At 42.1% G+C, this 20,096-nt stretch carries 17 protein-coding genes, 2 tRNA genes and 3 rRNA genes; 6 read left to right on the top strand and 16 right to left on the bottom strand.

Features of this window, described 5'->3' with window-relative positions:
• Positions 1-341: 341 nt before the first annotated feature.
• Positions 342-902 (top strand): lytic transglycosylase domain-containing protein, encoded by a 561-nt coding sequence (locus CDG62_RS10830; RefSeq protein WP_087527425.1) that lies wholly within the window; start codon positions 342-344, stop codon positions 900-902.
• Between the two features lie 155 nt (positions 903-1,057).
• Here the strand turns inward: CDG62_RS10830 and rrf are convergent.
• The 9 genes from rrf to ftsY all read right to left on the bottom strand — a co-directional run bounded on the left by rrf (position 1,058) and on the right by ftsY (position 10,475).
• A 5S ribosomal RNA gene (rrf, locus tag CDG62_RS10825) occupies positions 1,058-1,172 on the bottom strand.
• A 200-nt stretch (positions 1,173-1,372) separates the two neighbouring features.
• Positions 1,373-4,266, bottom strand: a 23S ribosomal RNA gene (locus CDG62_RS10820).
• Positions 4,267-4,615: 349 nt separating this feature from the next.
• A tRNA-Ala gene (locus CDG62_RS10815) sits at positions 4,616-4,691 on the bottom strand.
• 68 nt (positions 4,692-4,759) lie between these two features.
• Positions 4,760-4,836: transfer RNA gene (locus CDG62_RS10810), tRNA-Ile, on the bottom strand.
• 61 nt (positions 4,837-4,897) lie between these two features.
• Positions 4,898-6,435: ribosomal RNA gene (locus CDG62_RS10805) — 16S ribosomal RNA — on the bottom strand.
• The 16S, 23S and 5S rRNA genes sit together here with 2 tRNA genes alongside, the layout of an rRNA operon.
• A 427-nt stretch (positions 6,436-6,862) precedes the next feature.
• Positions 6,863-7,525 (bottom strand): DUF2057 family protein, encoded by a 663-nt coding sequence (locus CDG62_RS10800; protein WP_087528358.1) that lies wholly within the window; start codon positions 7,523-7,525, stop codon positions 6,863-6,865.
• 197 nt (positions 7,526-7,722) lie between these two features.
• The gene (locus CDG62_RS10795; protein WP_087528357.1) at positions 7,723-8,316 is read right to left on the bottom strand and encodes a nitroreductase family protein; all 594 of its coding nucleotides are present in this window, start codon (positions 8,314-8,316) and stop codon (positions 7,723-7,725) included.
• 172 nt (positions 8,317-8,488) lie between these two features.
• Positions 8,489-9,175 carry a nitroreductase family protein gene (locus CDG62_RS10790; protein ID WP_087528356.1) on the bottom strand — a complete coding sequence of 229 codons (687 nt, stop codon included), beginning with the start codon at positions 9,173-9,175 and terminating at the stop codon, positions 8,489-8,491.
• Positions 9,176-9,368: 193 nt separating this feature from the next.
• Entirely contained in the window at positions 9,369-10,475 is a 1,107-nt protein-coding gene (ftsY, locus tag CDG62_RS10785) for a signal recognition particle-docking protein FtsY (RefSeq protein WP_087528355.1), read from the bottom strand.
• Between the two features lie 190 nt (positions 10,476-10,665).
• On the opposite strand from ftsY, the gene CDG62_RS10780 reads away from it, so the two are divergent.
• Complete coding sequence (locus tag CDG62_RS10780) at positions 10,666-12,045, top strand: M16 family metallopeptidase (RefSeq protein WP_087528359.1); 1,380 nt, start codon at positions 10,666-10,668, stop codon at positions 12,043-12,045.
• Complete coding sequence (locus tag CDG62_RS10775; RefSeq protein ID WP_087528354.1) at positions 12,045-13,637, top strand: M16 family metallopeptidase; 1,593 nt, start codon at positions 12,045-12,047, stop codon at positions 13,635-13,637. Before CDG62_RS10780 ends, CDG62_RS10775 begins: the two co-directional genes overlap by 1 nt.
• Here CDG62_RS10775 and CDG62_RS10770 read toward each other — a convergent pair.
• Positions 13,561-13,884: a hypothetical protein gene (locus tag CDG62_RS10770; protein ID WP_087528353.1), complete on the bottom strand. Its 324-nt coding sequence runs from the start codon at positions 13,882-13,884 to the stop codon at positions 13,561-13,563. The genes CDG62_RS10775 and CDG62_RS10770 overlap by 77 nt on opposite strands.
• A 129-nt stretch (positions 13,885-14,013) precedes the next feature.
• Entirely contained in the window at positions 14,014-14,373 is a 360-nt protein-coding gene (locus CDG62_RS10765; protein WP_004697078.1) for a hypothetical protein, read from the bottom strand.
• Between the two features lie 217 nt (positions 14,374-14,590).
• Here CDG62_RS10765 and CDG62_RS10760 point away from each other — a divergent pair, with 217 nt between their 5' ends.
• From CDG62_RS10760 to CDG62_RS10750, 3 genes are all read left to right on the top strand, one after another.
• The gene (locus CDG62_RS10760) at positions 14,591-14,824 is read left to right on the top strand and encodes a hypothetical protein (protein WP_087528352.1); all 234 of its coding nucleotides are present in this window, start codon (positions 14,591-14,593) and stop codon (positions 14,822-14,824) included.
• Positions 14,825-14,964: 140 nt separating this feature from the next.
• On the top strand, positions 14,965-15,345 hold the full coding sequence (locus CDG62_RS10755; RefSeq protein WP_004984635.1) for a DUF2750 domain-containing protein: 381 nt from the start codon (positions 14,965-14,967) through the stop codon (positions 15,343-15,345).
• A 131-nt stretch (positions 15,346-15,476) separates the two neighbouring features.
• Positions 15,477-15,908 (top strand): CBS domain-containing protein, encoded by a 432-nt coding sequence (locus CDG62_RS10750; protein WP_087528351.1) that lies wholly within the window; start codon positions 15,477-15,479, stop codon positions 15,906-15,908.
• A 140-nt stretch (positions 15,909-16,048) separates the two neighbouring features.
• Here CDG62_RS10750 and trpB read toward each other — a convergent pair whose 3' ends face one another.
• From trpB to CDG62_RS10725, 5 genes are read right to left on the bottom strand one after another with little or no spacing between them, the layout of a single operon-like run.
• On the bottom strand, positions 16,049-17,257 hold the full coding sequence (gene trpB, locus CDG62_RS10745) for a tryptophan synthase subunit beta (RefSeq protein ID WP_087528350.1): 1,209 nt from the start codon (positions 17,255-17,257) through the stop codon (positions 16,049-16,051).
• A gap of 42 nt (positions 17,258-17,299) precedes the next feature.
• Positions 17,300-18,487 carry a vWA domain-containing protein gene (locus CDG62_RS10740; RefSeq protein WP_087528349.1) on the bottom strand — a complete coding sequence of 396 codons (1,188 nt, stop codon included), beginning with the start codon at positions 18,485-18,487 and terminating at the stop codon, positions 17,300-17,302.
• A gap of 13 nt (positions 18,488-18,500) precedes the next feature.
• Positions 18,501-19,352 carry an AAA family ATPase gene (locus CDG62_RS10735; RefSeq protein WP_087528348.1) on the bottom strand — a complete coding sequence of 284 codons (852 nt, stop codon included), beginning with the start codon at positions 19,350-19,352 and terminating at the stop codon, positions 18,501-18,503.
• A gap of 22 nt (positions 19,353-19,374) precedes the next feature.
• Complete coding sequence (locus tag CDG62_RS10730; RefSeq protein WP_004697064.1) at positions 19,375-19,758, bottom strand: hypothetical protein; 384 nt, start codon at positions 19,756-19,758, stop codon at positions 19,375-19,377.
• A gap of 22 nt (positions 19,759-19,780) precedes the next feature.
• Positions 19,781-20,089 carry a YcgL domain-containing protein gene (locus tag CDG62_RS10725; protein WP_004984643.1) on the bottom strand — a complete coding sequence of 103 codons (309 nt, stop codon included), beginning with the start codon at positions 20,087-20,089 and terminating at the stop codon, positions 19,781-19,783.
• Positions 20,090-20,096: the final 7 nt, after the last annotated feature.

Raw genomic sequence — 20,096 nt, 5'->3', positions numbered from 1 at the left:
CCTTATATCCTCATAATTTCAAACTTAATATTTGGAGCATAGCAAGTCTTACCAACTTAGATACTGCTTAGAATATTTGTTATAAGCAAAAAAGAATTTCTTTGACTTGCCCATGCAATCATCTATAAAAAAGCTAAATACGATGGTTTATATGGCAAAACTATATTCGCAAGTGGCTCTACTCACAGCATAAAATCTAGAATTTCGATTAATCACCTTTATTTAGCTTAAATAAAGTACGGATTTAACAAAACCATAAAATTGTACCTTCTGTCTCAACTTGACTGTAATTGCACAGCTCAATATGATCTTCTCAGACATTATACCCATGGATATACAGTTTGCTGAATTATCAACGATACTTGCCAACATCTCATATTAAAGCTAAATCTGTTTTAGTTTTAACAACAACTTTAATATTTACTGGTTGTACATCACTTGGTGGCGGTTCCGTAGAAAAGCGTTCAGCAAAATTAGCCAACGGCATTCAAAAGGCATACTCTGTTGAACCAACTACAGCACTACGTATTGCACCTATGATTGTACAAAGTGCTGATCGCTATAATGTCGATCCATTACTAGTTGCAGCGGTCATAAGACAAGAGTCTAGCTATAGAAATTATGCTGTTTCTCCTGCTGGTGCTATTGGACTTACCCAAGTTATCCCTCGCTACTGGCAACAAACCTGCCCTGGCGATTTATTTGAAGAAATTAATAATATTAATTGTGGTACGTATATTCTTGCCCACTATAACCAGAAAACAGAAAGTTGGCCCAAAGCTTTGGCTTATTATAATGTCGGTCCAACAGGCTATCATTCGAGCTGGAAAATGAAACGTCAAGGTAAGAAATATGCCAAACAGGTTAAAGCACATCAAAAAAACTTAAAAGATGCTCTGTAACCTCTTGTAAATAAGACATAAAAGCTAGAAAATTCTGGCTATTTAACGCTTATGCCATTATAAATGGCACATTCTTCGTTTTTCTTTATTATTCTAATCATTTCATGATAAAAAAACCCCCTCTGCATTAAGCGGAGGGGGTTTTTGAATTAATGAGCTGGCGATGACTTACTCTCACATGGATAACTCCACACTACCATCAGCGCTAAGAGGTTTCACTTCTGAGTTCGGGAAGGGATCAGGTGGTTCACTCTTGCTATTGTCGCCAGCACAACTGTTTATGGATACTCGCTAGGTCTTATGATTGCCTCGCTTTCTACCAAATCTTGCACTCGTTCAAAGCAGTGCTTTGAACATCGTTCATAACAGAACATCTGAGTTAATTTAATTTGCACATTCTACTTAGCTTTATAACTAAATCAAGTTGTTTGCAGTGATTTGAACCACAACACCAACTGTTTGGGTGTTGTATAGTCAAGCCTCACGAGCAATTAGTATTGGTCAGCTTCACATATCACTATGCTTCCACATCCAACCTATCAACGTCGTAGTCTTCAACGGCTCTTTAGAGGACATAAAGTCCTAGGGAAATCTTATCTTGAGGTAGGCTTCCCGCTTAGATGCTTTCAGCGGTTATCCCTTCCGAACATAGCTACCCGGCGATGCGACTGGCGTCACAACCGGTACACCAGAGGTTCGTCCACTCTGGTCCTCTCGTACTAGGAGCAGATCCTCTCAAATTTCCAACGCCCACGGTAGATAGGGACCGAACTGTCTCACGACGTTCTAAACCCAGCTCGCGTACCTCTTTAAATGGCGAACAGCCATACCCTTGGGACCTGCTTCAGCCCCAGGATGAGATGAGCCGACATCGAGGTGCCAAACACCGCCGTCGATATGAACTCTTGGGCGGTATCAGCCTGTTATCCCCAGAGTACCTTTTATCCGTTGAGCGATGGCCCTTCCATACAGAACCACCGGATCACTAAGACCTACTTTCGTACCTGCTCGACTTGTGGGTCTCGCAGTTAAGCGCGCTTTTGCCTTTATACTCTACGCGTGATTTCCGACCACGCTGAGCGCACCTTCGTACTCCTCCGTTACTCTTTAGGAGGAGACCGCCCCAGTCAAACTACCCACCAGACATGGTCCTCGTCCCGGATAACGGGACAGAGTTAGAACCTCAATATTACCAGGGTGGTATTTCAAGATTGGCTCCACCGAAACTAGCGTCTCGGTTTCAAAGCCTCCCACCTATCCTACACAAGTAAGATCAAAGTTCAATGTCAAGCTGCAGTAAAGGTTCACGGGGTCTTTCCGTCTAGCCGCGGGTACACCGCATCTTCACGGCGAATTCGATTTCACTGAGTCTCTGCTGGAGACAGCGCCCCCATCATTATGCCATTCGTGCAGGTCGGAACTTACCCGACAAGGAATTTCGCTACCTTAGGACCGTTATAGTTACGGCCGCCGTTTACTGGGGCTTCGATCAAGAGCTTCGCTTACGCTAACCCCATCAATTAACCTTCCAGCACCGGGCAGGCATCACACCCTATACGTCCACTTTCGTGTTTGCAGAGTGCTATGTTTTTAATAAACAGTTGCAGGGGCCTGGTTTCTGTGGCTGCCAATAGCTCAAGGAGTAAATCCTATCACCGTCGGCAGCGTACCTTCTCCCGAAGTTACGGTACCATTTTGCCTAGTTCCTTCAGCAGAGTTCTCTCAAGCGCTTTGGTCTACTCGACCTGACCACCTGTGTCGGTTTCGGGTACGATTCCTATGTAACTGAAGCTTAGAGACTTTTCCTGGAAGCATGGTATCAGCCACTTCACTGTACAAGTACAGCTTGCTATCAGTTCTCAGCATAGAGTACCCCGGATTTGCCTAAGATACATGCCTACAACCTTCCACCTGGACAACCAACGCCAGGCTGACTTAACCTTCTCCGTCCTCTCATCGCATTACATAGAAGTATTGGAATATTAACCAATTTCCCATCGACTACGCCTCTCGGCCTCGCCTTAGGGGTCGACTCACCCAGCCCCGATTAACGTTGGACTGGAACCCTTGGTCTTTCAGCGTGCGAGTTTTTCACTCGCATTGTCGTTACTCACGTCAGCATTCGCACTTCTGATACCTCCAGCATACTTCTCAATACACCTTCATCGGCTTACAGAACGCTCCCCTACCACTTGCAATAAATTGCAAATCCGCAGCTTCGGCATATAGTTTTAGCCCCGTTACATCTTCCGCGCAGGCCGACTCGACTAGTGAGCTATTACGCTTTCTTTAAAGGGTGGCTGCTTCTAAGCCAACCTCCTAGCTGTCTATGCCTTCCCACATCGTTTCCCACTTAACTATAATTTTGGGGCCTTAGCTGGCGGTCTGGATTGTTTTCCTCTTGACTACGGACGTTAGCACCCGCAGTCTGTCTCCCGGATAGTACTCATTGGTATTCGGAGTTTGCATCGGTTTGGTAAGTCGGGATGACCCCCTAGCCGAAACAGTGCTCTACCCCCAATGGTATTCGTCCGAGGCGCTACCTAAATAGCTTTCGGGGAGAACCAGCTATCACCGAGTTTGATTAGCCTTTCACCCCTATCCACAAGTCATCCCCTGGCTTTTCAACGACAGTGGGTTCGGTCCTCCAGTTAGTGTTACCCAACCTTCAACCTGCTCATGGATAGATCACCCGGTTTCGGGTCTACACCCAGCAACTAAACGCCCTATTAAGACTCGATTTCTCTACGGCTCCCCTATACGGTTAACCTTGCTACTGAATGTAAGTCGCTGACCCATTATACAAAAGGTACGCAGTCACCGAACAAGTCGGCTCCCACTGCTTGTATGCATGCGGTTTCAGGATCTATTTCACTCCCCTCACAGGGGTTCTTTTCGCCTTTCCCTCACGGTACTGGTTCACTATCGGTCAGTCAGGAGTATTTAGCCTTGGAGGATGGTCCCCCCATATTCAGACAAGGTTTCACGTGCCCCGCCCTACTCGACATCATCATATAAGCCCTTTCGTGTACAGGACTATCACCCACTATGGTTGCACTTCCCAGAGCATTCCACTAGAACTTATATGACTTAATGGGCTTTTCCCCGTTCGCTCGCCGCTACTGAGGGAATCTCAATTGATTTCTTTTCCTAAGGGTACTGAGATGTTTCACTTCCCCTCGTTCGCCTCGTATGACTATGTATTCATCATACGATACCTGCCTTATGACAGGTGGGTTTCCCCATTCAGAAATCTCCGGATCACAGGATATTTGCCGCCTCCCCGGAGCTTATCGCAGGCTATTACGTCTTTCATCGCCTCTGACTGCCAAGGCATCCACCACATGCACTTAATTACTTGACTATACAACCCCAAACAGTCGTTAATCCCTACAAGTAGGATTAAGACAGTCTATGATGATTCCTCATCACTTCCTTACAGTTTGTTGCTCTGTGTACTTAAACACTGTACAGCTTCAATTCAATTCACATACCAAAACGCTTGATTCAGTTAATTTCGCTAGTAACTCATTTCTCCAACCTTCATCAATCAGTAATAAATCACTGTTAATGTCGATCTTTAAAACGAGTATGAACAAATTATTTCAACTCAAATATATTCTGTTAATGATTTTTCCAGCCTTCGTCAGGTCAGGAAACTGTGATAAATCACAGAAGTTAATAAGCTTTAACTTACTAAATTCTATAATCTATGGTGGAGACTAGGAGAGTCGAACTCCTGACCTCCTGCGTGCAAAGCAGGCGCTCTACCAACTAAGCTAAGTCCCCAGCTTATCAATAAGTCAATGTTTCTGTTTTTCTGTATTCAGCATTTAATAATACCGGTTAGTCAGATTTGGTGGGTCTGACAAGACTTGAACTTGTGACCCCACGCTTATCAAGCGTGTGCTCTAACCAACTGAGCTACAGACCCTCAGATACATCGTCATGAAGAACAACTTGTTGTGGATTCTTACCAATCGTCAATCTTTCGTTAAGGAGGTGATCCAGCCGCAGGTTCCCCTACGGCTACCTTGTTACGACTTCACCCCAGTCATCGGCCACACCGTGGTAAGCGTCCTCCTTGCGGTTAGACTACCTACTTCTGGTGCAACAAATTCCCATGGTGTGACGGGCGGTGTGTACAAGGCCCGGGAACGTATTCACCGCGGCATTCTGATCCGCGATTACTAGCGATTCCGACTTCATGGAGTCGAGTTGCAGACTCCAATCCGGACTACGATCGGCTTTTTGAGATTAGCATCCTATCGCTAGGTAGCAACCCTTTGTACCGACCATTGTAGCACGTGTGTAGCCCTGGTCGTAAGGGCCATGATGACTTGACGTCGTCCCCGCCTTCCTCCAGTTTGTCACTGGCAGTATCCTTAAAGTTCCCGGCTTAACCCGATGGCAAATAAGGAAAAGGGTTGCGCTCGTTGCGGGACTTAACCCAACATCTCACGACACGAGCTGACGACAGCCATGCAGCACCTGTATGTAAGTTCCCGAAGGCACCAATCCATCTCTGGAAAGTTCTTACTATGTCAAGACCAGGTAAGGTTCTTCGCGTTGCATCGAATTAAACCACATGCTCCACCGCTTGTGCGGGCCCCCGTCAATTCATTTGAGTTTTAGTCTTGCGACCGTACTCCCCAGGCGGTCTACTTATCGCGTTAGCTGCGCCACTAAAGCCTCAAAGGCCCCAACGGCTAGTAGACATCGTTTACGGCATGGACTACCAGGGTATCTAATCCTGTTTGCTCCCCATGCTTTCGTACCTCAGCGTCAGTATTAGGCCAGATGGCTGCCTTCGCCATCGGTATTCCTCCAGATCTCTACGCATTTCACCGCTACACCTGGAATTCTACCATCCTCTCCCATACTCTAGCTTCCCAGTATCGAATGCAATTCCTAAGTTAAGCTCAGGGATTTCACATCCGACTTAAAAAGCCGCCTACGCACGCTTTACGCCCAGTAAATCCGATTAACGCTCGCACCCTCTGTATTACCGCGGCTGCTGGCACAGAGTTAGCCGGTGCTTATTCTGCGAGTAACGTCCACTATCCAAGAGTATTAGTCTCAGTAGCCTCCTCCTCGCTTAAAGTGCTTTACAACCAAAAGGCCTTCTTCACACACGCGGCATGGCTGGATCAGGCTTCCGCCCATTGTCCAATATTCCCCACTGCTGCCTCCCGTAGGAGTCTGGGCCGTGTCTCAGTCCCAGTGTGGCGGATCATCCTCTCAGACCCGCTACAGATCGTCGCCTTGGTAGGCCTTTACCCCACCAACTAGCTAATCTGACTTAGGCTCATCTATTAGCGCAAGGTCCGAAGATCCCCTGCTTTCCCCCGTAGGGCGTATGCGGTATTAGCATTCCTTTCGGAATGTTGTCCCCCACTAATAGGCAGATTCCTAAGCATTACTCACCCGTCCGCCGCTAGGTCAGTTACCGAAGCAACATCCCCCGCTCGACTTGCATGTGTTAAGCCTGCCGCCAGCGTTCAATCTGAGCCATGATCAAACTCTTCAGTTAAAATCATTAGTAGCTTATGGCTACAAATCTTGGCTCATCAATTTTCTGACATTAATTTCTCAAATAAACTTCGAGTAATTTCTACCATTCAATCAATGAAATATCTTCGATCGATCAATCAGTAAAAATCCACACAAGTTGTTCTTCATAATCTCTTAATGATCTTCTTACTGATTCGTCATCAGCAAGACCTTCGCCTTAAGTTATTCACTACGTTGCGTTGGTGTGCTGCGTATTCTATACAGTTTTATTTGCAGCGCAAGCGCATTTAAATAAATAATTCAAAAAAGCCATTTGATTGGTTATTTTTAGATCAAAAAATACTTTTTAGATTAAATTACAGACAATATCATCAAGTTATCCACCATGTAAATGCACTATCTAAATAAAAAAAACAGCTAACGCTGTTTTTTTTAGAATGTACTAGCTACTGTGCTTGTTCAGCAAGCCAAGCCATAAACGCTTGGCGTTCAGATTTAGATGCACTTTTCCAAGCATTAATTAATTGTTGAGCATTGCCAGAACTTGTTAAATCTTTTTGTTTCTCGATCCCAGCTTTCGAAACAACAGCTTGTGACGTATAAACCGGTGCAGGCTGTACCACTGTCGTTGCTTTTTGAGTTAGATCGGTTGGTGCATCGCTAAATAAATTTTGTAGAATACCTACATTTTGAGTTTTACCACCCTTTTGCTCAACCAGTAACTGATTCTTAGAATTGTATAGTCCAAAGATCGGCTGCTTGGCGTAAGCCTTGGCATCATCATGATTTTGAGGAGGATTGATCAGTGCCAAACGGTAAGACTGTTGGTCTTGTAAGATTGGGGTCTTAATATTCACAATCCCTGAGCGAACGATATCGTGTGAGCCAATACCTGGATGCTCTTCAAAAAACTGGGTATAGCGAACACTGATAATATTTTCACCTGCATCGATACTATATTTGTTGTCGGAACTGAATAAACGACTTTTAACCTCTTGCCCATTTAAGCCTTCAATTTTTATTTCCTCTGGAGCAGTAATAGTTACTGCTGAAAATACTGAAGTACTCAACATCAATGCTGCTGTTGCAAGGGTTATGCGTAAGGTCATTTTTACACTCTATCGATGGTTTATTAAAGTTTAGTTGCACTATGCAGTGTATAAATGACAATTTTATGACAATTTCTAAGCTTAGAACCAATTCATAGCTACAATATATATTGCTAAGCTTTTATATTTTAAAGATAAATACTCTTACAAAAAAAGAGCAGATCTACTCTGCTCTTTTTATTCTAAAAAACTAACGATTAATTGAATGTTTTAAAGCGATCCGCTTCCGCCATAAATGTTTTCTCACCCGCAGGTGCTTCAATAGAGCCAAAAACAAGTTGTGCACGAAGCTTCCAATTCGCAGGGATATCGAAGATTCCTGCAATCTCAGCATCTACGATTGGATTGTAGTGCTGCAATGACGCACCAATATTTTGCTCAGATAACGCAGTCCATACGGCAAATTGAGCAATTGCAGAAGAATGTTCAGACCACACTGGGAAATTATCTGCATAAAGTGCAAATTGTTCCTGCAATGATTTTACAACGTCTTGGTCTTCATAAAATAAAACCGTCCCATAGCCTGCAGCAAAGCTATTAATTTTTGCATTTGTGCCTTCAAAAGCAGCTTCTGGAACAATCTTACGTAAAGTTTCACGCACCACAGTCCAAAACTGTAAATGCGACTCACCAAACAAAGTTACAATACGAGAAGTCTGTGAGTTAAATGCAGAAGGACTGTGATTTACCGCTTCTTTAATTACAGATTCAATTTGTTCTGGTGTTAATGCTACGTTTTTACCAACAGCATAAATGGTGCGACGTTGTTTGATGTGGTCTAAAAATGACATGTTGTTTTCCTCAGCGATCTCACGATCTTGTTATATGTGATTCATATTCATCATAGCTAATATTTTGAATTTGAACATGCTTAGTTCAGCGACATAGTGTCTTAAAAATAGAACAATGCGCCATAACAATACAAAACTGGATCTAGAAACCACTAAAGATTATTCCGTGCCATTATGCATAGATCATGAAGCGCTCTTCATCTTTATCATATTCTTTTTCAGCAGCTTTTTCCTCTATCGAACCAAAGACCAATTGCGCACGTAACAGCCAATGTTTTGGAATCTCAAAAGCCTTGGTGATATCAACATCAATACTCGGGTTATAATGTTGTAATGACGCACCCAAACCTGCATCTGCTAAACAAGTCCATACAGCATATTGGGCCATACCTGAAACTTGCTCTGACCAAACTGGAAATTCTGCCGCATCAAAAGGAATTTTCTTTTGTAGTTGTTGAATGATCTGCTGATCTTCATAAAATAGAACCGTACCAAACCCTGCCGAGCATTGATCAACCTTCAGTTCTGCACCAGCAAAAATATGCGCAGGGACTAACTTGCGTTGCACTTCTTTTACGACATTCCAAAAGTGAAGATGCGCATCGCCCATTAAAATCACAATACAAGTACTTTGTGAATTATGTGCCGAAGGACAACTTCGCACGGCCTCTTGGATCAATTCAGCTAAATACACCTGACTTAAATGTACACGCTTCCCTAAAACATAAATACTACGGCGCTTTTTTAGTTGATCGATAAATATGGTTTGTTTTAGGTCTTCTTCGTGATTTTTTTTAAATTTTAAGTCTTTGGTTAAATCTGTTGTTAGAACTTGTCCAATTTTATGTAATAAAGCCATACCGTGTTCCCCAAAATGTACAGTGATGCCTATTGTGTTAGGCGCTAGTGTAATCGCAGGAGAATCACTTATATTCACTATGTGATTCCTAAATGTTTGTTTTTAAAGCAAACAAATTAAATTAAAAAATAAACTCCGCATTTAGCGGAGTTTATGTGACTGATCTAACACTTTAAAATTGTGCTGTTCAATCTTATTTTTCGGTTTCAAACAAAGCAGCGACAAAGGATTTTGCAGAGAAAGGACGTAAATCATCAATTTTCTCACCCACACCAATGAAGCGAATCGGAACATGCGTACGACTGGCAATATTAAACAGTACGCCGCCTTTCGCAGTACCATCGAGCTTGGTAATCGTTAGACCTGTTAAGCCAACCGCCTCATCAAACATTTCTACTTGATTAATCGCATTTTGACCTGTCCCTGCATCGACCACTAACATAACTTCGTGCGGTGCAGTCGCATCAATTTTTTGCATGACACGTTTTACTTTGGTCAACTCTTGCATGAGATGGCCTTTATTATGTAAACGACCTGCTGTATCTGCAATCAAGACATCAACACCTTTGGCACGTGCACTTTCAAACGCATCGAAAATGACAGAAGCACTGTCAGCACCATGGCCTTGTGCAACTACGGCAATATTATTGCGCTCGCCCCAAATTTGAAGTTGCTCAGTCGCTGCTGCACGGAAAGTATCTCCCGCAGCAAGCATCACTTTCTTGCCTTCACCTTGTAAACGTTTTGCCAATTTACCAATGGTTGTGGTTTTACCCACACCGTTTACACCCACCACCAAAATCACATAAGGCGTTTTGTTCGGATCAATATGTAAAGGTTTCACACGAGGCGCAAGTAAAGCCACTAACTCTTCTTGAAGTGCTTTATACAGCGAGTGCGAGTAAATTAAATCGCCACGTGCAGTACGTTCAGTTAAGTTGGTAATAATGGTTTTCGTTGCATCAACACCAATGTCAGCCACGAGAAGCTGTTCTTCAACCTCTTCAAGCAGTTCGTCATCGATTTCCTTACCGCCGATCAAAATATTGACCATACCATCAGCAAGGTTTTTACGGGTTTTGGTTAACCCTTCTTTCATGCGGCTAAAAAAACCGCCTTTTGCAGATGTATTTGCTTCTTCTACATTTGTTTCAGCAACCACAACTGGACTAACAACTGTTTGCTCTTTTGTTTCAACGATTGGCACATTGACCACAGGTAAACTTGGTAGTGTGACATCGTCATCCCCGATATCAGCATCAATCAAAAATTTGTTCTGCTCATTAGATTGCTGTTGCATGCCGAATCCTTGAAAAGCACTGCGTTAAAAAAGACGGATTCTACCATAAAAGATAGGCTTTCGCTTGGCAACAATACTTTATGTAAACACTTAACAAATCAATACTTCTGGTGCTTGATCTACTTCGCATTTTTCTTAAGAATGGTTATTTATTGAAATGCTTTCACTTCAACCTGGGCCCCAATTTTATATGCATCACTTATTAGTCGCGCATTCTTATAAAAAAAATTTAGTTGCACTGGGTTTAACCCTACTTTGTTTACCTATAACAAGCTATGCACAAATACGTAGTGAGCTTACCCGCAGCAGTTTTGAAACCACTTTAAGCAATGGCTTACAGGTGATTATCCGTGAAGATCACCGCTCCCCAATGGTCATGACCCAAATTTGGTATAAAGTTGGTAGCACTGATGAGTCTGGAAATATAACGGGTATTTCGCATGTACTGGAACATATGATGTTTAAAGGAACATCTAAAGTGCCGAACGACGAATTCAGCCGCTTGAGTCGAATCTATGGTGGCACTGTAAATGCTGCAACATTCACAAACTACACCAATTACTATCAGCTTTATCCTAAAACTTACTTCCCGATGGCTCTAGAGCTTGAAGCTGATCGTATGCGCAATCTCTTACTACGGAAACAGGACTTTGACCCTGAAATTAAAGTGGTAATGGAGGAGCGACGCTTGCGTACCGATGACAACCCCCGCTCACTCGCTTTCGAACGTTTCAAATGGATTTCGTACCCCACGAGTTACTATCGTCAACCCGTCATTGGGCACATGAAACACTTGCAAAATATCAGTCTAGATGATGTGAAACAGTGGTATCAAAAATGGTATAGCCCAAACAATGCAATCTTAGTGATTGTGGGGGATGTCAATGCAGAATCCGCCCTCAGACAAGTTCAAAAATACTTTGGTGACATCAAAAGTCATCCAACACCTGTGCGCAATGATGTGGCTGAATTTGAGCACATTGGCTACCGTCACATGGAACAGAATACCAATGTTGAGGTGCCAAATTTATATATGGCTTGGAATGTCAAATCACTTGCAACAACAACCAACCCAGAAGATGTTTACGCACTCACACTTATTCGAAGCTTATTAGATAGCGGGATCAGCTCTCGATTACAACAACGCCTTGTACGCGACAAAAAATTAGCGACCGCACTGAGTGTGAGTTATGACCCTTATAACCGTGGAGACAGTTTATTTAGTATCTCCGCACTTCCAGTCACTGGCGTGGAACTTCCTGAACTACAAAAAGCCATTGAACATGAAGTTGAGCGCCTCAAAACAGAACTTGTTCAACCACAAGAGCTTGAACGGATTAGCACACGCTTTGTTGCAAACTTAATTTATGGTCAAGATGACATTGTCGGGCAAGCAAAGATGATTGGAAACTTAGCCGTGAATGGCTTGAATTATCGACTGATGGATCAGCTTCCACAGCATTTTGAAGCGGTTACACCTGAAGATATTCAGCACGTTGCTCAAACCGCTTTTGTTCGTAATAACTTAAGTACGTTGTACCTTCAACCAGAAAAAAAGGCCGCAAAATAATGAAAAATCAAAAGCCCGCCTTTCGGCTGTTACTTATCACCATGTCTGCCTTTTGCACTACCAATGTAATTGCAGATGTAAGTACAAGCAGTATTAGCAATGATGACCCACGTACATTACAGTCTCTTACTTCTCTACAAAGCTTAAAACAAGTTCAAACTAGCGACCTTTATACAGCACCACATGTACACGAACTTAAAAACAGATACAAAGTTCGAAGTCTATTTGTTGAGTCACCCGCCTTACCTATGGTCGATATTCAACTTACCTTTAATGCAGGTTCTGCACGAGATGTAGAAGTAGAAAAAGGACTATATGGTGTTGCCAATATGGCGGCACAACTCATCGACGAAGGCACCACGCAACATGATGCAGTTGAAATCGCGAATGCCTTTGAACAAGTTGGGGCTCGTTTTAGCGTAGCAGCACACCGTGACATGTTTGTGGTTCGACTGCGTTCGCTGTCCGACCCTAAAAAACTAGATGCTGCAGTGAGTACGATGCTTGAAGTATTAAAAGACTCTACTTTTAAAAATAACAGTATTAGTTTGATGGTAAGCAATACCCAAGTAGGTCAGAAACAGTTAAAAGAAAGTCCGAGTCGATTGATGAGTATTCGCTTTTATCGCGCGCTCTACGGTTCACACCCTTACGCTGAACCCATTACAGGAACCAATGGTAGTATTAAAAAAATTACGACTCAGCACTTAAAAAAATTCAGAGATGATTTTTTGGTTAGTCAGAACATGAATATTGCACTGACAGGCCAACTCAGTGTGAAACAAGCTCAGAAACTGGCTGAACGAATAAGTGCAGCCCTTCCACAAGGTGAAGCAGCAAAGCCACTTGCTGTACCACAAGATAGATCCAACTTTGATATTCAGCATATTGTTTTTAATTCAACTCAAGCTCATGTCACCATGGGACACCTATCAACCACGCGGGATGATCCGGATCGTTTAGCGCTCGAACTAGCTAACCGTATGTTGGGTGGGGGTGGATTTAGCTCCATTTTAATGAAAGAACTACGCGTTAAACGTGGATACACCTATGGAGCAAACAGTGCTTTTACATTTAGCCAAGCGGCAGGAAATTTTAGTCTGAGTTATTCAACCCAGCAAAATCAGCTCATGGACAGCATACAAGTGGCACATAAAGCCCTAGTTGACTTTGTCCATCAACCAATTGATGCGCAGCAGTTAGAAGAAACTAAAGCCGGTATGTTACGCAGCCTACCTAACAGCTATAGCAGCAATGCAAACATCAACGCACAACTTGGCTCTATAGGGTTTTATCAGCAAGATGCGAATTATTTAGCAGACTACCCAAAACGTTTAGCAGCAATCACGCCTTTAGATGTCCAAAATGCGATACGTAAACACATTCACCCTGAAAGTCTGACCCTTGTGATTGTCAGCAACGCTTTAGATAAAGAGCAACTTCGTCATATTTTAGAATTGAATCTTGACCCGAATATTAAGCAAAGCATACCGCATCCTGATCAAATTCCTGCGATTATTGAACCTCTGGAGCCAATGCCGGAAGCTGCTTCGCCCGATTCTGCTCAAACTGATGAGCCTGCATTAATCTAAAGTAATCAATATAGGAAATCTGGTTTTCCAAAACCAGATCTTGAGCCATCTCTTGTGTTTCCGGAAAAGTCGCTTGATAAGATAAGCGACTTACATTTTCAAATTGGCTTGGAGAAATGGGTCGAGATAAAGCAATACTCGATAAAACGACAATCAGCATAATGATCGACGCCATCAAACCATTATAAATTTGTACAAGTGTAATCTGTGATTTTAATTTAAGAATTTTTTGGATCGCAATGTGCATAACCTACCTCTAGTGAAACTAGTGTAAGTAGCGAATTGCATAATCACAAGTTGAAATGCTGAAAAATGCCCCCATTAATGCTAAAGAGGACATAATTTCAGCAAGTCAGATTGTTTGTAAAGCAGAAGTCTAACCAACAATGCTACGAATAACTGCAAAATAGAGCACCAAGGCAATTACCCCCAATGCAATCATAATGGCGAAAGCCCCAACACCATTTTCTGCATCTGCAGGGTGAGCAGGATCGTCATCTGCAATACGTCTTAGCTCCCCATTATATGTTTCATAAAAATCAGCCCGTTGATTTTCATCAAGCTGACGTGTGAAATCATAAACTCGTTTACGTTGTGCCAAACAAAAATCCCCAAGATGAATTTCTTGATGGAAAACTGCTTCATCTAATAGTGTTCGGTGATATTGCGCCAACGCTACAATTTGAGAAACAGTTGGAGGCATATCAAAATCAAAACCATCTAATGTATTTGTCATGTTATTCTCCTTATAAAATACAGTTTCCTGTTTTATTATCATATTCAATCTTTTGATTGTTCATTGTTTAATCATGTAAACAAAATAAGATGAAGAACACTCGACAATATATTTGACAATTCCAGCAATTTGTAATAAATATTTAACATTAGCGTGATATTTATATCTAAAGGTAAAAATACCTTTAAGTGATCATAATTAGAATAAGGAGCTTAATATGATTCAACAAATCTCTCATCATGACTTAGAACATGCGTATGCGGATGCAGTAAACACCATTCAATCACAAATGAACTTCGTAGACGCAGTACAACAGTTAGAAAGCGTTGCACGTGCTGGCCACGGTAAAGCAGCACTGTTTTTGGCAGAACTTTATTATCAAGGTTTCCGCGTAGAACGTGACTCGCTTAAAGCACAATACTGGCAACAGCTTGCCACCATGAAAGCATAATAAAACGTCACCTAGGTGGCGTTTTTTTTGAGCCTAACATTTTGATATGACATATTTATTTACATAGTTATGCAAAGCTTACACTGAACTTTCATCTTAATTATTTAAAATAGCGTCATGTTCCTTAATGGCATAACGTTATGTACAAAATTTTGAAACTACAACCGATTTCAAATCATTTATATTTAAAAATCAATATTCTAAGAGGCATGATGTACTGCGGTATTCTTTGGGGGCTTTACAACGCTGAACAGCAAGGCTGGGCGATGACCTCAGATCACGATGACTATGTTTTCCCTTTTTGGCTCAATGGTTTACACGCACACCAATACGCTCAATTGCACTGGCCAAACTACATTCCTAAAAAAATCACGCCACAGGATTTCCAAAGCGCATTACTACCTACTCTGTCACGCTTAAAAGTCACCCCTGCGCTATGTAATGGAACAAAACGTATGAAGCTCAGTACGTCTCAAATGCGTCACTTTTTCTTCAATGACCGTATTCTGTCGCCAGCTTAAAGCTCATTAAGAACAATATGGCGTAATTAACTTGTTATTTTATTAAGAGCTCTGACTGTAAAGTATTTGCTTTTTTTCCAAATCGCGCTAATTTAAATATAAAACAATAACCACAACTGAGGATATGCTCTATGACCAATGTTGCTCAAGTCTTAAACGATAAAGTACATCAAGCAATCTACACCATCAGCCCTGAAGCCACGGTGCTTGAAGCAATTTCACTTATGGCAGATAAAGGCATCGGTGCTCTTGTGGTGACACACGAAGAACGCGTTGTAGGCATATTGTCCGAACGTGACTACATGCGCAAAGTCATGTTGATGGAACGTAGTTCGAAGCAAACCACAGTCAATGAAATTATGACAGCCAAAGTACTGACAGTCACAACAGCAGTTACGGTTGAAGAATGTTTAGACCTTATGACAGATCGCCACCTACGTCATTTACCTGTAGTTGAACATGATAACTTATTGGGACTTATTTCTATTGGGGACTTGGTGAAAGCGGCAATGGATGATCAAAAGAAACTGATTGAGCAACTACAACAGTACATTTCAGGTTAAGTTTTAATGTTTATGTGTTCAACCTTAAACGCATACTCAGCATTGGCTATTAATGATAAAGAGATAAAACCGAAATTATATAAAAAATCCCTGCTTAGAGCAGGGATTTTTTATATACGTAAATCTGAAAAGCTTAAACCTTAATTCAGACCTAATTTTGCAGCGACATAGTCTGCATCTTTGTCGCCACGGCCAGATACATTCACCACAATTTTAATATCCTTGTCCAACTTTGGGGCTTCACGAAGCGCCCATGCCACAGCATGTGAGCTTTCAAGTGCAGGGACAATCCCTTCAACTCGTGACAATCGCATGAACGCATCCAAGCACTCTTGATCAGTCGCAGTGGTGTATTCTACACGACCCAAGTCTTTCAACAGACTATGCTGCGGCCCTACGCCAGGATAGTCTAGACCTGAAGCAATCGAGTGTACTGGTAACGGCTCACCTTGATCATTTTCAAGTACATAACACGCCATACCATGAATTTGACTTGGTTTACCTAAAGTTAAGGTTGCCGAGTGCATGTCAGTATCTAAACCATGACCTGCTGGTTCGACACCAATCAGTTTCACATCTGCATCGTTTAAAAATGCGGTGAAAGCTCCCATAGCATTTGACCCCCCACCGACACATGCAACCACATAATCAGGATTCGCACCAAAGCGCTCATGAGTTTGTTCTTTAATTTCTTTACCAATAATCGACTGGAAGTCTCGTACCATCATTGGAAATGGATGTGGCCCAACAACCGACCCAATAGCATAGATATAATTAGTTGGATCTTTTAAATACTCTTCAAAAGCGCTGTCCACAGCATCTTTCAGCGTTGCAGTACCACGTGTCACTGAAATAAGTGTTGCTCCAAGTATTTTCATTTTGACAACATTGGGATGTTCTTTTTCAATATCGACCTGCCCCATATGAATTTCACATGGAATCCCCACCAAAGCACAGGCTGTTGCTAATGCAACGCCGTGTTGGCCTGCACCCGTTTCTGCAATAACTTTGGTTTTACCCATATATTTTGCAAGCAGCGCCTCACCCAAACAGTGATTAATTTTATGTGCGCCTGTGTGATTTAAGTCTTCACGCTTTAAATAGATCTGCGCCCCGCCCAACTGTTCAGATAAGCGTTTTGCATAAAACAACGGACTTGGACGACCAACATAGTGCGCAAACAGTTCAGCAAGTTCAGTTTGAAATTCTTCTGTTGCACGAATTTGCTCGTAAGCGACTTTAATGTCATCCATTGCCGCTTTTAAGTGAGGTGGGATAAACTGACCACCATAGTTGCCAAAAAAGCCCGCATCATTCGGCAAAGCAATACCATTAATTTGATGATCCATTTTTTATGATCCTTATTCTTAAAATGTGCTTTCTTTCAAGTTTTATCGTGCTAAATACTTAGTCATATCTTCAACGCCTTTAAGGGTCATTGGATACATATGGTCTTCAAAAATTTGCTTAATTAAACCAATCGTATGGGTGTAATGCCAATAACGATCTTCTTCTGGGTTCAACCATGCTGTTTTTTCAAAATGGTTGCGTAAACGCTGTAGCCAGACACTGCCTGCTTCATCATTCATATATTCAACCGAACCACCCACAGAATTGAGTTCATAAGGTGCCATAGACGCATCCCCGACCACAATTACACGATAGTCGCGTCCATAAGTATTGAATAAATCCCATGTATTCATACGGGTGCTTGAGCGACGCACATTGTCTTTCCATACATAGTCATATAAACAGTTATGGAAATAAAAATACTCTAAGGTTTTAAACTCAGTTTTCGCCGCACTAAAAAGTTTTTCGCATTGCGCAATGTGTGAATCCATCGATCCCCCCACATCAAACAACATCAAAACTTTAATACGATTACGACGTTCAGGCACGAGCTGCACATCAAGTATGCCTTGTTTCGCAGTTTCACGAATTGTACCGTCAATATCTAACTCTTCAGCTGCACCTTGTCTCGCAAACTTACGCAAACGACGCAATGCCATTTGCATCTGACGCGTTCCTAGAATTTGATCATCATCCAAATTCTGATATTTACGTTGTTCCCAAACTTTTACAGCAGAACGTTTACGTCCCGGCCCACCAATACGCACCCCTTCAGGATGATCACCATAAGCACCAAATGGAGACGTTCCTCCAGTGCCGATCATTTTGTTTCCACCCTGGTGTTTCTTATGCTGTTCGCGTAAGCGCTCTTCCAGCATTTTCATGAGTTCTTCTAATGAGCCAGCTTTTTTTAACTCTTCACGCTGCTCTGGGCTTAGATGCTTTTCTAAGAGTTCTAAATCGAACCAGTCTTTCGGTAACTTTTGAACTTTATTCAGTAAATCATCTAAATCAAAAGTTGAAATCCCATCAAAATAGTCCTTCATGCCTCGGTCAAATTTGTCAAAGAAGCGTTCATCTTTCACCATAATGGTTTTGGCGAGTTGATAAAACTCTTCTTGATCGGCAAAGACTAAACCTGAAGCAACAGCTTCATTCAGATCGATCAGTTCACGCGTCGAAACAGGAACACCGTATTTACGTAAGGTATAAAACAAGCGCACAAACATGCGTGTTTCTCCTTTAGCGACGTGACATAAAGGCTAAACGTTCAAGCAACTGTACATCTTGTTCGTTTTTAATGAGCGCACCATATAAAGGTGGAATGGCTTTAGACTTATCCTGATTACGCAGTACATCTTCTGGCATATCATCAGCCATCAGTAAGCTTAACCAATCAATCAATTCAGAGGTTGATGGCGGTTTTTTTAGACCTGGCACTTGACGTAATTTGAAGAAAACTTGTAGTGCTTCATTGACCAATGCTGTTGAAATTTGCGGAAAATGAACATCAATAATTTCACGCATGGTCGCTTCGTCTGGAAATTCAATATAATGGAAAAAACAACGACGCAAGAATGCATCTGGAAGTTCTTTTTCATTATTTGAAGTAATAATCACAATAGGACGTTGTGATGCAGTAATAGTTTCGCCCGTCTCATATACATAAAAAGACATCTTGTCCAATTCATGTAAAAGGTCGTTTGGAAACTCAATGTCCGCCTTATCAATTTCATCAATCAATAAAACACAGCGTTCTTCACTGGTGAACGCTTCCCACAATTTACCCGGTTTAATATAGTTTTTAATGTCATAAACACGGTCGTCACCCAATTGGCTATCACGCAAACGCGAAACCGCATCATACTCATATAAACCTTGCTGGGCTTTTGTGGTTGACTTGATATGCCAAGTCAACAATTTTAAGCCTAAGCTCTCAGCCACTTGCTCCGCCAGTAAAGTTTTGCCCGTACCTGGCTCACCTTTAACCAATAAAGGCTTTTGCAAACTACGTGCAGCTTTTACAGCAAGTTTCAAACCATCGGTAGCGATGTACTGATCTGTACCCGTAAATTGTTGTGTTTCAACAGACATGATTAAACCTTATTTTTATTAATTACAGTGGTGAATGATTGTTACTGACAACTGCTTTGGTTTTATTAGCCACATATTTTGACCAAAAGAAACCGATTACAAGCCCCACCCCCATGACAAAGAGAATCAGTGACAGATTTGACCAAATGAGTGCTGATTCTTTCGTTAGCACACCAAAAAGCAAGCCAAAAATAGCCGGTGCAATCGATGAGTTTGGACCTTCTGAAACCGTTGGCGTCAATAAAATGGCAAAGATCATCATCCATGTGATGCCACCCAACAGCTTAGGCAGACGTGTAGCAATCGAATACCAACACCACAAAATCAGCAAACTGCCCAAAAGGTAAACTGTGACAGCAATGCTGTCTTCAGGAATTGAATCGAGCATTGAAAGAAAACTATCCACGGTGCAACTCCTGAATTATGCTTTATGCGCCACGAAGGCCTTCTGGTGCCGCAGCATTTGGATTGATTAATCCTTCTGGCGGCATTTGTAGAAAGAAGCCTTGAGTTTGAATCGAATCCATGACATGCAATACATTTACACGGGCCAATTTACGCGCTTCACTCAGCTCTAATGACATCACAAAAGTCGCTCGACCAAATGCAACACGAACAGCTTCAGGCAAAACATTCAATGGGCTAAAATCTTCAGCGGCTTGATCAGCTTCAGTTGGACAAGCAATATAAAGATACATTTCATCTTTTTTACTTGATTTATAAATAGAACATTGCATATTTAAA

This window comes from Acinetobacter sp. WCHA55 (genome assembly GCF_002165305.2).
Taxonomy (GTDB): domain Bacteria; phylum Pseudomonadota; class Gammaproteobacteria; order Pseudomonadales; family Moraxellaceae; genus Acinetobacter.
This window is presented reverse-complemented; position numbering and strand designations above follow the sequence as displayed.

Coding starts and splice junctions, on each gene's coding strand:
- CDG62_RS10780 (WP_087528359.1), top strand. CDS start 10,666: ATGCATCACTTATTAGTCGCGCATTCTTATAAAAAAAATTTAGTTGCA.
- CDG62_RS10795 (WP_087528357.1), bottom strand. CDS start 8,316: ATGTCATTTTTAGACCACATCAAACAACGTCGCACCATTTATGCTGTT.
- CDG62_RS10760 (WP_087528352.1), top strand. CDS start 14,591: ATGATTCAACAAATCTCTCATCATGACTTAGAACATGCGTATGCGGAT.
- CDG62_RS10800 (WP_087528358.1), bottom strand. CDS start 7,525: ATGACCTTACGCATAACCCTTGCAACAGCAGCATTGATGTTGAGTACT.
- CDG62_RS10735 (WP_087528348.1), bottom strand. CDS start 19,352: ATGTCTGTTGAAACACAACAATTTACGGGTACAGATCAGTACATCGCT.
- ftsY (WP_087528355.1), bottom strand. CDS start 10,475: ATGCAACAGCAATCTAATGAGCAGAACAAATTTTTGATTGATGCTGAT.
- CDG62_RS10790 (WP_087528356.1), bottom strand. CDS start 9,175: ATGGCTTTATTACATAAAATTGGACAAGTTCTAACAACAGATTTAACC.
- CDG62_RS10755 (WP_004984635.1), top strand. CDS start 14,965: ATGTACAAAATTTTGAAACTACAACCGATTTCAAATCATTTATATTTA.
- trpB (WP_087528350.1), bottom strand. CDS start 17,257: ATGGATCATCAAATTAATGGTATTGCTTTGCCGAATGATGCGGGCTTT.
- CDG62_RS10770 (WP_087528353.1), bottom strand. CDS start 13,884: ATGCACATTGCGATCCAAAAAATTCTTAAATTAAAATCACAGATTACA.
- CDG62_RS10740 (WP_087528349.1), bottom strand. CDS start 18,487: ATGTTTGTGCGCTTGTTTTATACCTTACGTAAATACGGTGTTCCTGTT.
- CDG62_RS10765 (WP_004697078.1), bottom strand. CDS start 14,373: ATGACAAATACATTAGATGGTTTTGATTTTGATATGCCTCCAACTGTT.
- CDG62_RS10750 (WP_087528351.1), top strand. CDS start 15,477: ATGACCAATGTTGCTCAAGTCTTAAACGATAAAGTACATCAAGCAATC.
- CDG62_RS10725 (WP_004984643.1), bottom strand. CDS start 20,089: ATGCAATGTTCTATTTATAAATCAAGTAAAAAAGATGAAATGTATCTT.
- CDG62_RS10775 (WP_087528354.1), top strand. CDS start 12,045: ATGAAAAATCAAAAGCCCGCCTTTCGGCTGTTACTTATCACCATGTCT.